General features: G+C 60.4%; 13 protein-coding genes and 2 pseudogenes. 8 read left to right on the top strand and 7 right to left on the bottom strand.

Going from position 1 to position 14,228, the window contains the following annotated elements:
- Positions 1 to 9 precede the first annotated feature (9 nt).
- Positions 10 to 1,098 (bottom strand): aldo/keto reductase, encoded by a 1,089-nt coding sequence (locus tag NYR58_RS03340; RefSeq protein WP_261519050.1) that lies wholly within the window; start codon positions 1,096 to 1,098, stop codon positions 10 to 12.
- Positions 1,095 to 1,475, bottom strand: a complete 381-nt coding sequence (locus NYR58_RS03335; protein WP_261519049.1) for a TIGR04076 family protein — start codon at positions 1,473 to 1,475, stop codon at positions 1,095 to 1,097. The genes NYR58_RS03340 and NYR58_RS03335 overlap by 4 nt, the downstream gene beginning before the upstream one ends.
- Positions 1,476 to 1,566: 91 nt before the next feature.
- Here NYR58_RS03335 and NYR58_RS03330 point away from each other — a divergent pair, with 91 nt between their 5' ends.
- From NYR58_RS03330 to NYR58_RS03315, 5 genes and pseudogenes are all read left to right on the top strand, one after another.
- Entirely contained in the window at positions 1,567 to 2,256 is a 690-nt protein-coding gene (locus NYR58_RS03330; RefSeq protein WP_261519048.1) for a GntR family transcriptional regulator, read from the top strand.
- Positions 2,257 to 2,755: 499 nt separating this feature from the next.
- Positions 2,756 to 3,925 carry an acetyl-CoA acetyltransferase gene (locus NYR58_RS03325; RefSeq protein WP_261519047.1) on the top strand — a complete coding sequence of 390 codons (1,170 nt, stop codon included), beginning with the start codon at positions 2,756 to 2,758 and terminating at the stop codon, positions 3,923 to 3,925.
- A gap of 153 nt (positions 3,926 to 4,078) precedes the next feature.
- A complete protein-coding gene (locus NYR58_RS03320; protein WP_261519046.1) occupies positions 4,079 to 4,978 on the top strand; it encodes an NAD(P)-dependent oxidoreductase in 900 nt (299 codons plus the stop codon).
- Positions 4,979 to 5,079: 101 nt separating this feature from the next.
- A complete protein-coding gene (locus NYR58_RS20560; protein WP_390880924.1) occupies positions 5,080 to 5,418 on the top strand; it encodes a sugar-binding domain-containing protein in 339 nt (112 codons plus the stop codon).
- A pseudogene (locus NYR58_RS03315) lies at positions 5,306 to 5,715 on the top strand (carbohydrate ABC transporter permease); the annotation flags it as partial. The gene NYR58_RS20560 and the pseudogene NYR58_RS03315, both read left to right, overlap by 113 nt.
- A 163-nt stretch (positions 5,716 to 5,878) precedes the next feature.
- Here the strand turns inward: NYR58_RS03315 and NYR58_RS03310 are convergent.
- Positions 5,879 to 6,211 (bottom strand): annotated as a pseudogene (locus NYR58_RS03310) (integrase core domain-containing protein); the annotation flags it as partial.
- A gap of 15 nt (positions 6,212 to 6,226) precedes the next feature.
- Here NYR58_RS03310 and NYR58_RS03305 point away from each other — a divergent pair.
- The 3 genes from NYR58_RS03305 (at position 6,227) to NYR58_RS03295 (ending at position 8,529) form a co-directional block, all read left to right on the top strand.
- Positions 6,227 to 6,913, top strand: coding sequence for a polysaccharide pyruvyl transferase family protein (locus NYR58_RS03305; RefSeq protein ID WP_261519045.1), 687 nt, complete (start codon positions 6,227 to 6,229; stop codon positions 6,911 to 6,913).
- An 81-nt stretch (positions 6,914 to 6,994) separates the two neighbouring features.
- Positions 6,995 to 7,789 carry an ABC transporter permease gene (locus NYR58_RS03300; RefSeq protein WP_261519044.1) on the top strand — a complete coding sequence of 265 codons (795 nt, stop codon included), beginning with the start codon at positions 6,995 to 6,997 and terminating at the stop codon, positions 7,787 to 7,789.
- Positions 7,789 to 8,529 carry an ABC transporter ATP-binding protein gene (locus NYR58_RS03295; RefSeq protein ID WP_261519043.1) on the top strand — a complete coding sequence of 247 codons (741 nt, stop codon included), beginning with the start codon at positions 7,789 to 7,791 and terminating at the stop codon, positions 8,527 to 8,529. The genes NYR58_RS03300 and NYR58_RS03295 overlap by 1 nt, the downstream gene beginning before the upstream one ends.
- Before the next feature lie 114 nt (positions 8,530 to 8,643).
- Here NYR58_RS03295 and NYR58_RS03290 read toward each other — a convergent pair whose 3' ends face one another.
- The 4 genes from NYR58_RS03290 to NYR58_RS03275 form a co-directional block, all read right to left on the bottom strand.
- Positions 8,644 to 9,519 carry a hypothetical protein gene (locus tag NYR58_RS03290; protein WP_261519042.1) on the bottom strand — a complete coding sequence of 292 codons (876 nt, stop codon included), beginning with the start codon at positions 9,517 to 9,519 and terminating at the stop codon, positions 8,644 to 8,646.
- Between the two features lie 66 nt (positions 9,520 to 9,585).
- Positions 9,586 to 10,341 (bottom strand): glycosyltransferase family 2 protein, encoded by a 756-nt coding sequence (locus NYR58_RS03285; protein ID WP_261519041.1) that lies wholly within the window; start codon positions 10,339 to 10,341, stop codon positions 9,586 to 9,588.
- Positions 10,338 to 11,963, bottom strand: coding sequence for a hypothetical protein (locus tag NYR58_RS03280; protein WP_261519040.1), 1,626 nt, complete (start codon positions 11,961 to 11,963; stop codon positions 10,338 to 10,340). The genes NYR58_RS03285 and NYR58_RS03280 overlap by 4 nt, the downstream gene beginning before the upstream one ends.
- Before the next feature lie 85 nt (positions 11,964 to 12,048).
- A complete protein-coding gene (locus NYR58_RS03275) occupies positions 12,049 to 14,046 on the bottom strand; it encodes a hypothetical protein (RefSeq protein ID WP_261519039.1) in 1,998 nt (665 codons plus the stop codon).
- Positions 14,047 to 14,228 lie beyond the last annotated feature (182 nt).

Here is a 14,228-nt window from a genome sequence, read left to right as displayed (position 1 = left end):
GCGCCCCGATCAGCCACCGGCGCCCTCCTCCGCCCCGGTCGGGGCATCGGGTCGCGTGTTGAGATTGTACTTCATGATCCGTCCGTGTCTGCCCTCGCGGTCGCTCTCCAGCCCGTAGACAGGCCCGGTCGGGCCCTTTGCGCGCGACAGTACGGCATTGATGCGCGCGCGGTCTTCGCTGTCGAGCTTCAACCCGAAGACCTCAAGCGTCTTGGGCAGATGACGCGCATAGCGCGCTCCCACGATCGCCGCGGCGACCTGCGGCTGATCGAGCACCCAGCGTGTGGCCACGGAGGACAGCGACACGCCGTGCCGGTCGCCCGTTGCCTTGAGTACGCCGAGGAGTTCCTGGAACAGATCCCAGGGGCCGAACTCGTCGATGATCAGCCTGTACTTGACCAGGGACCGGTTCTCGAAGACGAAGCCCGGATCGGGCTTGCCGAGCCAGCGCTCGGTCAGGAAACCGCCAGCCAGCGTGCCGTAGCACAAAAGCTGCAGCTCGTTGCGCAGCGCCCACGGAGCCAATGTCCGGGCGGGACGGCGATCGAGGATCGAGTATTGCACCTGGGTGGAAACCAGATCGGCGCCGGCCTGCATCAGGCGTTCTGTTTCGGGCACATCCCAGTTCGTCACGCCGATGTGGCGAATCTTGCCCTTCTCCTTGATCCTCGCCAGTTGCTCCATTGCGCGAATGGGGTTTCCGAGCCGAGTGTCCCACCAGAAAAACTGCACGAGATGAACCTGGTCGAGATTGAGGCGCCGGAGCGAACGGTCGACCATGGCCTCGATCTGGTCGCCGCTTATCGTGTCCAGAAGCGCGAGGTCGGGCACCAGCTTGGTGTGAACGGTGACACGGTCGGCAACATCGACGCCGCGCCGGGAGCGGATGTCGGCAATGAAATGCCCGATCATCTCTTCGACACCGGTGTAGATGTCGGCACAATCGAAGGTGGTGATCCCGGCGTCCAGGAAAGCTTCCATGTCGGCAATCGCGGCGGCGCGATCGACCGCGCCGTGGTCGCCGGCCAGCTGCCAGCAGCCCTTGATCACCCGTGAGATTGGATGATCGGGGCGCAAGTGGACGATTTCGACGCTCATTGCGAACGCTCCTGCTTTTTCCAATAGGGGGTCTCGCGCGCGCCGGGCAGGCCGGTCGTTTCGGCATGCCGGAATTGCCGCTTTTCCAGTCGCGTTATCCGCAGCCTCCCGCCACAATGCGGGTCGGGGCAGGCCACCTCGGCGTCGGTGCTCATCCAGTCGTCAGGAGAAGTGTCGCGCTGCTTGGCGGGAAGAAGCGGCAGGACAGCGGCGAGCGCATACATGGAAACGCGTGTGTTCGCCTCGAAAACGAGGTTTTCTCCTTCGACCAGGAAGCTTTCGCCCTCGACATGCCGGCAGACGGGTGTACGTCCGTCGAGCACGGTTTCCACCTTCAGATCGTAGAGCCAGAATGTCCCGCTCTCTTCCGACGACATGGCTCCCCCTCCCCCGTTTCGGGCTTCTCCGCCTGCGGCGTCTGTGATATGTGATATTTTATATTCTATGCTTGATTTGTAGAAAACGTCAATGGCTGCTGCTAAAGTGGACCATCAGGAAACATCACAGGGGGAAAAGGTGCTCGATCGCATCGAACAGACGAAGCTGCGCGAGAGTGTCTATTCGGCCCTGCACGCCGCTTTCACCCGCGGCGTCTTCGCGCCCGGCGATGTGCTCAGCCTGCGCACGCTCGCCGACCAGCTTGGCACGAGCATGACACCCGTGCGCGAGGCCGTGCGTCGGCTGGTCGCGGAGGGTGCGCTCATCGACACCCCTTCGCGCAAACTGCAGGTGCCGCCATTCGACAAGGAGCGGCTCACCGATTTGATGCGTGCACGCATCGCGCTGGAGCCGCTACTGACGGAACTCGCCGTGGAGCGGATCGACCGCAAGGCCGTGGAGGAGCTTGCCGCCATTCTCGAAGAAGCGGCGGAGAACGCCGATCAACCCGATCTCGAACAGAACCACCGCTTCCATTTTACGCTTTACAAGCAAAGCTGTTCACCGGTGATACTGCCTCTGGTCGAGGGGTTGTGGCTGCAATACGGCCCCTATCTCAAGCTGATGATTGCCAATGCCGGGCCTGCCATCGGGCGCGGCAACGACATTCATGCCGAGATCCTCGAGGCTGTTCGCGCCAGAAACGGACCGGCGGCGGCGGCGGGCGTGAGCAAGGACATACGCCGCAGCTTCGCGCTTATCACGGGTGACGAAGCATAGCTGACAGGCCTTCAGTTCCTCGCTGGCGTCTTGTCACCGGAAAACTGGCCGCCCAGTGGCGCTGGAATGCGCTGCATCGGCTGCGGCGGTGCGCAGCCGAGAGTGGCAGCCTTGAGGGCATGCGATGGGCCGGTCTCGGCAACCCCCTTGAAACAGCCGCGTGTCGGATTTTTCCGGGTATCGTTTCCAGATCTGGAGGGGCAGCCATCCATGCTTGTATCCCCGCAACGGTCAATCCGTTGTCGGCCCCGAACACGCCATGCGGGGATCGGCGTGGCGACGGCCGCTTCGTCTTCAAATCGGGTATTCGCGATTGATGCGATCGGACGCCGATGTTTGCGCCTCGGTTCACTGTCACGGCGCGGAGTGCGGCACCGTTGGCGAACAGATTTCCGGCCCAGACGATGACGGGAAGATGGAGGCCGGGCAATGCAGGGATGGCGCTTGCGGGGTGGGCGCGCTATGGAAGAGTGGCTGCAACTGAGGGAGGTTTCCTGGGATGAGCAGGGCACAGATCGTCGGCTGGGCGCATGCGCCCTTCGGCAAGTCCGAGCTGGAGGACACCGAGGCCCTGATGGCGAGTGTCGCGACGCCGGCGCTGGACCATGCCGGCATAGAGGCCCATGCCGTGGACGGCATCTTTGTGGGCGTCATGAACAATGGCTTCTCCCGGCAGGACTTTCAGGGATCGCTGGTGGCCATGGGCAACGAGGCGCTGGCGCATGTGCCGGCGGTGCGGCTGGAGAACGCCTGCGCCACCGGCTCGGCCGCCATCTATGCGGCCATGGACTTCATCGAGGCGGGCCGCGGGCGCATTGCGCTGGTGGTGGGGGCGGAGAAGATGACCGCCACGCCCACGGAGCAGGTGGGCGACATTCTGCTGGGGGCGAGCTATCGCAAACAGGAAGCGGAGGTGAAGGGAGGCTTCGCCGGCCTCTTCGCGCGCATCGCACAGAACTATTTTCAGCGCTATGGCGACCGCTCGACGGAGCTTGCGATGATCGCGGCGAAGAACCACGCCAATGGCGTGGCCAATCCCTACGCCCATATGCGCAGGGATTTCGGCTTCGACTTCTGCAACACCGTCTCGGAGAAGAACCCCTATGTCGCCGCGCCGCTGCGGCGCACCGACTGCTCGCTGATTTCCGACGGGGCGGCGGCGCTGGTGCTTGCCGATGCGGAGACGGCGGCGGGGCTTGAACGCGCCATCGCGTTTCGCGCGCGCCGGCACGTGAACGACATTCTGGCCATGAGCCGGCGCGACGTGACCGCCTTCGAGGGGGCGCGGCGCGCTTGGGCGGGAGCCCTCGAGGAGGCGGGGGTGGGGCTCGACGATCTTTCCTTCGTGGAGACCCATGACTGCTTCACCATTGCCGAGCTCATCGAATACGAGGCAATGGGGCTTGCCGCCCCTGGCGAGGGCCACCGTGTGGTGCGCGAAGGGGTGACGCGCATGGATGGCAAGCTGCCCGTCAACCCGTCCGGCGGGCTGAAGGCCAAGGGCCACCCCATCGGGGCGACGGGCGTTTCCATGCATGTGATGGCGGCGATGCAGCTCATGGGCGAGGCCGGCGCCATGCAGGTGCCGGGCGCAACCCTTGCCGGGGTCTTCAACATGGGCGGCGCGGCGGTGGCGAACTATGTGTCGCTTATGGAGCGGGTGAGATAGGCAGGCGCAGCCTTGCCGCCGCCTTTCTCTCGATCAGGGCTGCGGCTCAGGGGCGACATCCGGGACTTCCACGCTTCAAATCGGCGCCCATGCAGGTGACGGGCCGGCGCTTTGCCACTAACGTCCGGCCTGCTTCTGCTTGAGGAGGACGGAATGGACAAGGAACGGATCGGCTTCGCGGGGGTCGGGCTCATGGGCCACGGCATGGCGAAGAACATTGTCGAGAAAGGCTGGCCGCTCACCGTGCTTGGCCACCGCAACCGCGCGCCGGTGGATGATCTGAAACGGCGCGGCGCGGCGGAGGCCGCAAATGCCCGCGCCCTTGCCGAGGCAAGCGACATCGTCATCATCTGCGTCACCGGCAGTGCGCAGGTCGAGGAGATCATCATGGGGCCCGAGGGCCTGGCGTCCGCCGGCAGGCCGCTTCTGGTGTGCGACTGCTCCACCTCTGCCCCCTCCTCCACCGTGCGGCTTGCCAAGGCGCTTGCCGAGCGCGACATCACCCTGGTCGACGCGCCGCTCAGCCGCACGCCGAAGGATGCCGAGGCGGGCACGCTCGACGTCATGGTGGGCGGCGACGATGCGGCGGTGGAGCGCCTCTGGCCGGTGCTCCAAGCCTTCGGCGAGCGCATCATCAGGACCGGCCCGACCGGCTCCGGCCACACCATGAAGCTCATCAACAACTTCCTGTCGCTGGGCTATGCCGCACTTTATGCCGAGGCGCTGACGCTCGGCGCCAAGGCCGGGCTTTCGCCGACCGTCTTCGACAGCGTGATCCGCGATGGGCGCATGGACTGCGCCTTCTACCGCACCTTCTTCAAATGGGTTCTGGAGCGCGACCGCGAGGCCCATAAGTTCACCCTGCAGAACGCATTGAAGGACATGACCTATCTGGCGGGTTTCGCCAATGACATGGGCCTTGCCAATCCGCTGGGGGCTGCGGTGCGCAACAGCTTCGCAACGGCCGTCGGCACGGGCCATGGGGAGGACTATGTGCCGATGCTCTCCGACATCGTGGCCGAGCTCAACGGGGTGGACCTTACAGGGGAGTAGAGAGCGGCGCCCGTTCGCTATAAGAATGAGCTTTGACGTCGGCAGCCTTCGCGGCTGCGGCGCGGTGTTGCGTGAGGCGCTGAATGGGAGACGAGGGATGAGTGCACCTGGCGGGAGGCTCGACGAGGCCGCACGTGCTGGCGGCCGAGGCGAACGTAGCCTTTCTGGGCATTGACGAGCTCGACGGCGACGCACCGCTTTGCCTCAAGGGCTTCATCACTCGCGAAGAGCTCAAGGCACTGCGCGATTCCGGCGCGGTGGCCGAAATCGCCGGCTGGGCCTTCCACGCGCAAGGCAGGCTTATCGAGGGGTTCGACCAATGCGCGTGTGGCCGCGGCGCGCAGGATCACCGACCGGGAGAACAAGATCTACGGCATCTACCTGCGCTACCATCTTCTGATGCCGAGCATGAAGGAATGGGCGGGCTTCGACAACAATAACAACAACAACAACTACTTCCTCACCGACCCCGCCTTCGGCACGGCCATTCTCAACACGCTGCTTCTGGTCGGCGGTGTGCTTGCCATATCGGTGGGCGGCGGCATTGCGGTGGCGCTGCTGCTCGACCAGCCCTCCTTTGGCAGCGGCATCGTGAGCCTGCTCGTCATCGCGCCCTTTTCGTGATGCCCACCGTCTCGGCGCTGATGTGGAAGAACATGTTCATGAACCCGGTCTACGGCCTGTTTGCGTGGGCTGCGAAGTTTCTGGGGCTTCAGCCCATCCACCGGCTGGCCGATCCCCGCGAACATTGTCGTGATCTTCCTCATGCGTATCATCGGTAAGAACCTGGAGGCATGAGCAGGCCATGGCACACGCGATTTCCGCCTGCCGCAAATGGGCTGACCTGCCCCTTTTTTCAGGGCCACTCGTAAGTCGAGCCTGTTCTCCTTTTGTGTGCCATCATTCGGCGGCGTGAGCAATGGGTGCAGGCGCGGAGCCATCAAGCAGCTCAAGCGGCTGCGCCCATTGCGTTTTATCGAAGGGCCTCGCGGCTGCGAACTCCTCCGGGGTTTGATACTTCAGGCTGCTGTGCGGGCGCTCCGTATTGTAATTGGTTCTCCAGTCTTCGATGATCTCGCGAGCCTCCCCGATGCTGGTGAACCAATGCTGGTTCAGGCATTCTTCACGGTATCGGCCATTGAAACTCTCGATGTAGGCGTTCTGGGTCGGCTTGCCGGGGTCGATGAAATACAGCTGGACGCCGTGATCATCGGCCCATCCATCCAGCGCCCGCCCGCGCTTCTGTTGATGAACGGCGTCTTCTACAATTCCTGCTTCCCGCTGCCGCCCGCCATCACCCCGATCTTTGTCGGGTTTCACGCCGCCGAGGATGTGATCCGCCAGCAGGCGGACATTTTGCGGAGATACCAGCCCATCGGCTGCCGGGACGAGGGCACGACCCGGCACATGCTGGCGCTTGGGATCGAGGCATATACCACGGGTTGCCTGACCTTTGCCCTGCCGCCGCGCAGGCAGGCACCGAAGGAGCCCAAGCTGCTGATCGTCTATGGAGACATCGCCGGGCGCCTGCCGCTTGCCGTTTTCCGACATATCCCCGAGGGGCTGCTTGTGCGCGCGCAGCTCATCTATCACCGCTTTCATGCCAGCCGTTTCCCGCTCGACGAGGAAATGCGCCGTGAGGCGGAAGCCTATGAGGCGGCGCTGTTTGACCGCTATCGGCGCGAGGCGACGCTGGTTCTCACCCCGCTGCACCACGTCGCCGCGCCCTGCATGGCGTTCGGCATTCCCACCATCGTCTGCCGCGAGCGGGACGACATCCGGTTCAGCTTCCTGAAGACGCTGCTGCCGGTCTACACCCCCGGAACCTTCGACACGATCGACTGGGATCCCCCCGCCGTCGATGTCGGCGCCGTGCGCGCCAGCCTGCTGCGGGTGGTGGGCGAGCGGCTGGTTGCCGCGCTGCGGGCGGCATAGGCGGCGCAAACGCCGCGGCATCGTTGCGCTTTGCATTCGCCTTGCGGCGTGCTAACAGCCCGCCCACACGAAGGTCGATCCATGCTTCTCGCCACGATCAAAAGCGCACTGGAAGACATCGGCAGCGCGCTGCGCATGCGGCGGGTGTGGGTGGCGCTGGCGCAGGAAACCATTGGCGACCAGCACCGGCGCACCGCGCTCGGGCCCCTGTGGCTGCTGCTCAACTATCTGGCGTTTGCCGGCACCTTCATCTTCGTCTTCCAGCGCGGCGATTCGAGCATGGCCAACTATCCGGCCTATGTGGCGGTGGGCCTTCTGGTGTGGTTCTACATCATGGAGGTGCTCACCCAGAGCGTGACGCTGTTCGTGCGCGAGGAGAGCTTCATCAAGGGCACGACGCTGCCGCTCACGGTCTATGTGATGCGGCTGTTCATGCAGTCCGTCATCCGCGCCGGCTATGCGCTGGTCGGCTGCGCGGCCATCCTGGCGCTGAGCGGCATCGGCGTGTCGGCCATGTGGGGCTGGTCGCTCCTCGGCCTCGTCGTGGTGCTGGCGACGGCGCCGGCGGCCATCCTCATTTTCGCCTTTCTGGGCGTCTATTTCCCCGACAGCCAGTTCATCGTGTCCAACCTCATGCGCATCGGCATGTTCCTCACCCCCGTCTTCTGGACCTATGACAATGCCGGCGGGGTGCGCCACATCTTCTACTACTGGAACCCCTTCACCTATTTCCTGGAGATCGTGCGCGTGCCGATCATCGCCGGCGACGTGCCGTCCCGCTCCTTCCTTCTGTGCGTGGGGCTGGGGCTGGCGCTGTGGGCCTTTGCCCTGCTGCTGCTCGGCAGGCTGCGCAAACAGGTGGTGTTCGCAATCTGATGGTCTCGATCCGCGTCGAAAACCTGCGCCTCACCTACCGCCTGCACGACAAGCTGTCGCTGGCGCCGAACCGCCCGCGCATGCCGACCGGCGGCCGGCTGGAGGGCGAGGGGCGCAAGCGCTCTGTGACGGCGCTCGACGGGGTGAGCTTCAAGCTTCAGGCGGGCGACAGGCTGGGCCTCGTGGGGCCCAACGGGGCGGGCAAGACGACGCTGCTCAAGGTGCTCTACGGCATCTATGCCCCCACCTCGGGCACGGTGGAGATCGACGGGCGGGTGGACGCGCTGTTCAACATCAATCTGGGCTTCCGGCGCGAGGCGACGGGGCGGCGCAACATCGTGCTGCGCGGGCTCATCAACGGCTGGAGCATGGAACAGATCGAGGCGCGGATGGAGGAGATCATCGCGTTCAGCGAGCTCGGCGACTTCATCGACATGCCGTTCAAGACCTACAGCCAGGGCATGGCGGCGCGCCTTGCCTTTTCCATCGCCACGGCCATGGAGCCGGAGATCCTGCTGATGGACGAATGGATCGGCGCCGGCGACGCCCGCTTTCAGGAAAAGGCGAAGGCGCGCACCGCGCAGCTTGCCCGGCAGGCGGGCATCATCGTGCTGGCCAGCCACAGCCGCGCGCTGCTGGCGAAGACCTGCAACAAGATCCTCACGCTGGAAGGCGGCACGGCACGCCCCCTCCAGAGCGTGGAGGAATGGCAAGCGGCCATGGACGAGGCCGCGGAATAACCCGGAAAGGAGAGCGACGTGCACCTCACCATCTTCGGAACCGGCTATGTGGACTTGGTGCCCAAATTAGGAGTTCGATACTCCAAAACGATCACAATTTATTATAACTATTTTTTAAATGTCATTTATAGAAACGAAATCCTTCTCTAAAAAATCACTCATTGCTTCTTTAATTGATTTTGGGAAAAGATTTTTTCTATACTTTTTGCTCAAATAAATATTTTTCTCTTCCAATAAATCGATCTGCGAAATAAAACTCTCTGGAACACTCCAACATCTTATTTTCTTCCAATCTAAATGGTTAAATTTCTTCTGAAGTTCGATGGCATCTCGAAATCCAAATTTTTTCTCCGGAGAAGCGTTCGCAAGCCGCCAAAACTCCATTACCACATCTGGAAAACTCTCATTAGAGCGCTCTAAATCCGATTCCACATCTACACCAACTACAGAATAAAAATCAGAGACTATATTTATACAAGAATCATAAGATCGGACATTAATATTATTTTCACCGACATTTTTCTCCCATATAGAGATAACTTGACTGAAGTCAAAATTTCTCCCAACCACCCAATCACTAAGAGTTTTTTCATTTCCCCATTTAATGGACTCTTTATATAAGGAAATAAGCCAATCAAATTGATTCCTTAAATATACTATTATATTAATTTTATAGCCGGAAAAATTATCCAATAACCTACATACAGAGTCACTTTTCACTCGGTGCGTAAAATGTTCACTGCTTATTATAATGTCCCCCTGCCAATCACCAATTTCTCGCTTTAAAAGACCAAATACACTCTTGTCACCTCCACTTTCCCAAGACAATCCAACTGCTCGAGCCAGCTGAACATGATGGGAAGATTCTATACCGCTTTCTGGATATAAAATTCCACTTTGACGCAATCGTGAACGATTCCTCCAAAGAGATTTCTGGATCGAAGTAGATCCCGTTTTGTCAAAACCGATATGGAGATAAATATCATTCATACGCTTCCACTATAAGCTGCGCCCGATGTCTTCCAATACTTATATCTTCAAAATATATCTAAAATGTCAAAGCTCCAACCACGAGTGACGCTGGAGCATCATTTTCTTCAAGCGCTCCTGGTTGCGACTCTCTGAAGTCACAGTCCTAAGCATTGAGTTCGCATGAACACGATAGCGTCCCAAAATCTCAGGGATTTGGATTCCATAGTCGCCATTTTCACAAATACGCAGCCACAAGTCAAAGTCTTCCCATCCAAATTTTAGATCATGATAGCCACCAAGCTGGATAAGGGCTTCCCGCCGTATCAGCGCCATCGCATCAATATAATTTCCGCGCTTAAAGCGTTCACGATTGAAAACCTCCGTCCCCATAAGACCGCGACGCGCGCCAAACACGTCCAGTATCGAATATGCGAAAACAGCAGAGCTCTCCTTCAATGCCTCCATGAGACGATCAAGGCATCTTCTAAAGATAATATTGTCTGCATCAAGAAAGAATAAAAAAGGTGAATTTGTTAAACTCGTACCAGTGTTACGGGTGACAGATAATCCGGCATTCCTCACGTTCTTGGCAAGTAGGGAACGTTCAAAACGATCATTATTCCTCTTCAGCCATTCAGAAACCACTGATGCTGATGCATCAGTACTGCAATCATCAACTACAACCAAACCAATTGAATTAAGAGATTGCTCGCGCACCGAATTAAGAGTCTCAGTAATAAATCCTTGGTAGTTGTACAAAGGTATAACTACAGTCACATCCGGCCATAAGGCCGCGTTTCTTCTAGACTCAAACAATATCTCCGTTTCCTGAACTATCATGATTCAAAAATCCTCCTCCAGTTGGAGGAAATTTTTGACCTGAGAAGCATATTGTTTCTGGATATCATTGATAGTCGTTTCCTCCCCTCATCAGTTCTAAAAAGCCCATGCAAAAGCTCCGGGATCTCAGTAACCGATGATTCGATGTAATTCTCCCCTGGTCGTAAATACGGATTACGAAGGCAGGGTTCGGTTATCACAACACTGCCATTCATAATGCCATATAGGAATATCCTGTGCCATTCAAAATAACCAACGTCATCACGATGTATATTTAATAAGACCTTTGCGTTAAGAGCGATCTGCGTAAAATCACTCCCGGAAAGCATGTCGAGATCACCCTCAATTATTGGACCCGAGAATCGAGGTGAATGAATGAAACATTCGTACTCACTTAAGGTTTCGGATAATAGCGACAATACTTTTTCTCGCCTTGAATTGTGGGCGGCTACATATAGTACATCGTACGGTCTTTGATTGATGTCGGATGGGTAATTTAAATTCTTTATGAGCTTATGCTTCCTTAAGGTATCCGAGATCGCTCTCCTGTCCTGAGCAAAAGCCGTCCCTTCCAAGGGCAGCAAAGGCACGAAAGACGCCTTCAGACCCAAAGCCTGCAAGCCAGAAGCGGAATTCGGATTGATATCGAGAACTCCAAGCTCACTTTTCGATATGTAGGAGAAACATCGCGCGAACCACGGCGTCTGCCACTGCTCCGTGTTCAAGCAAACGGCTCTTGAAATTCTTTTGTCAGACCAAGCACGCCCCGCCCCAATGACAAAAAACTCATGGGGCGCAACAACAATATCGATAGCACTTTCGGAGAATTGATTTCCTTCTTCTTCAGGGAGCAAACATACATTATAACCCTCTCTTAGAAGGAAATCCCTCAAATAGTATGATATGTCTTTAAAGAAAAAATTTCCGTTTTCAGCGTAATATATGTTGACATTAATCCTTTTTAAAATTTCATCTAGGCTTGAAAATGATTTCATTTCAAATTTAGATAGAAAATATTTTACTTTCTCCAGTGAAAAAGCGGATCTATTCTCTTTTTTACCATAAAGAATGTAATGAAGAAGGGGATTCATCCCAGATGAAGATACATCGGGATTTAGCTCTAAATAGTTCCGCGAGCAAAAAAGAGGCCCCAGATCGCGCAATTCACTCGGGAAGCTTGATAGAAAATCATGAACAAGATCCCTTACGTCGTGAGCAACGACCCCATAGGTGGCTTTATAATATGAGGCATCGAATAGCTTCGACTCTAAAATTGAATCGACAAGCGACTTCTCTGCACCCGACACTAATTTAGGCTGAGTGCGCTTTTTGCCGGAAACTTGTTTGAGACCACTTTTATTTCCATCTGCCGGGCGATGCGCGCCGTTGCCGAGATAGTGCACCAGTGCGTTCACACCCGCAGCCGCAACGTCCGGGTTCTGCTCCAGATAGCTCCGCGTGTCGAACTTCGGAGAGGGCCTGCGCCTGAGCTTGTGCCCGAGCCACAGGAAATGCTCCAGCGGGTCCATGCCCAGCGCCTTCACATCCGGATAGGTTTTCAGATACCATTCGGCATCGAACAGGCCGGAGTTGCGAATGGCCTCCAGCTCTTCCTTCGACAATCCACCCACCTTGCCCTCGCTTGAAATTTTTTCTTGATACAATCTGGCCGTGCAATGATCTAGCTAGAACGATTGAGCGGGAAGATCAACCCTTGAGGCGGCCGTTGGGGCGGCGGCCCTCCCGCGCGCCGAAGAGCACATAGTGCTTGATGGGCTCGACATCCGATTGCGCCACGTCCGGGTAGTGGCTGCGGTACCACTCGGCATCGAAGAGGCCCGAGCGGCGGACGATGGCGATGGCGCGGCGCAGGCGCGCCTGCGCCCAGAAAAGGGGGTGGCGCCGGTCCTCCATCAGCGCGGTGACGGCGCGGCCAAGCTCCACCGCCGCCTGGGCGGCCGCCTGCTCGGCCCGCGCGCGCCCGGCCTCCGCCTCCGCCTCGCGGGCGCGCAGCAGGCGGCTCATCTGCGCAATCTCGTCGAACCGGGCATCGAGCCGGGAGGAAAGCTCGCGGCTGCGGGCGGCCGCCTTCTCGGCCTCGGCGCGGCGGGCCTCCGCCTCCTGCCGGGCCTGGGCGCGAGCCTCCTCCGCCTCGCGGCGGGCGGCGGCCAGCTCCTCCTCCCGCGCCTTCAGGCGCTGCGTCACCTCTGCCAGCTCGCCATTGAGGCGGCTGGACAGCGCCTCCTGCTCGGCCTCGAACTTGCGGCGCACCTCCTCCAGGCCGGCATTGGCGGCGCGCCGCTCCCTCATCTCGGTGATGAGAAGCTCGACATGCTCCTTGAAGCCCTCGGCCAGCTTTGCCTGGGCGGCGCGCGCCGTCTCCGCGTCGGCCAGCCTCTCGCGCGCCTGCCTGAGGGCTTCCGCCGTCTCCTCCGCCTCGTGGCGGCGCTGCTCCAGCGCGCTTCTGGTTTGCTGCAGCTCGCCGCGCGCCTCTGCCGCCGCCTTCTCGGCCGCCTCCAGGGCCTCCTCCGCGCGGGCCGCGGCGTCGCGCGCGGCGGCAAGCTCTGCCTCCAGCGTGGCAATGCGGCCTTCGCCGGCAGCGGCCTTCTTCTGTGCCTCATCCAGGGCGGATTGCAGGCGGGCAAGCTCCTCCCCGCGGGCGTCGCGCGCGGCGGCGGCCTCCTGCGCGCGCGCATTGGCGGCCACGAGATCGGCCTGGAGCTGCGTGAACTGGCCCTCCTTCTCCGCCAGGCGGGCCCTGCTCTGCTCCAGCTCGCCTTCCAGGCGGCGCGCCCGGCCGATCGCCGCGTGGCCGGCATCGGCAAGCTGCGCGAAGGCGGGGGCCGCGGCGTCGAACTCGGCCAGAATGGCGTCGAGCGCGGCATGGTCTGCCGCATCTTCGCCCTCCTCCGCCCAGCGGGAGAGAATGCGGTAGCTGTCGCGCAGCCAGCGCGAGAGCGCCGGGTTCTCCACCACGCTTTCCGACGCCTCCCTGTGGTGGCGCAGCTTGTCGGTCAGGAACGCCTCGATCTCGGCCGTGGCGGCGCTCGACTTGCGCGGCAGCGAAAGGCCGAAGCGCTCCTCCGCCCGCTCCACCACCCGCGCCCAGGAGCGCAGCATGGAATCATAGCCGAGGAAGATGCGCGCCAGCCCGCGCGTCGCCGCCTCCGCCGCCAGCACGTGGCGCAGCCACAACAGGTGGCCGAAGGCGGGCTCGAAGCCGTTGCGCTTCTGCAGGGAGGCGGCGACCTCCAGCGGGTTGCGCAGCGGCAGGACGACGAGTGGGCGCGCCCCGGCCGCCGCCAGCACATCCAGCCAGAAGGGCGCCAGGCGGCAGATGCGCGGATCCTTCAGCACGAAGAGCCGGGAGCCGCCGAACTCCTGCTCCAGCACGCCCAGCGCCTCCTCGCGAAAGGTGCGCGCCTTGGGCGACCGCAGCCAGCCGGGATGGAACGCCTGCCAGTCGTGCCAGCAGGAGCCGGCCGACTCCAGCACCCGGTCGTTGAAGCGGCAGATGGCGGTGGATTCCCAGTGGCCTGCCTTGTTCGTCTCGTTGGCGCCCATGAGGTTGGCCGGCAGATCGCACCCGAGCAGGCTGAAGACACGGGTCATCGCGCTGGTGCCCGAGCGGTGCATGCCGAGCACGAGCACGCATGTGCGCTCCGCCTCGCCCGCATCCCGCGCGCCGGCATCTTCGGGTGACACGTCTCCAGGCATTTTCTTCATCGTGGCCTCTGGTCGCTCGTTCCACTGGCTTGCGGCGCAGGCCAAGGCGCAACAGACCGCCGCCGCATCCAGCCTGCCGCCAACGCACTTCTATTCGTTTGTGGGCGTATGTCCAGAGAGGAGCGGGAGTCGTGGTCGAAGGCCGAAGGCGCGCAGCCCCG

The sequence above is a fragment of the Chelativorans intermedius genome (assembly GCF_025398255.1).
GTDB lineage: Bacteria > Pseudomonadota > Alphaproteobacteria > Rhizobiales > Rhizobiaceae > Chelativorans > Chelativorans intermedius.
Note: the sequence above shows the minus strand (reverse complement) of the source record. Positions and strands in the feature narration are given on the sequence as shown.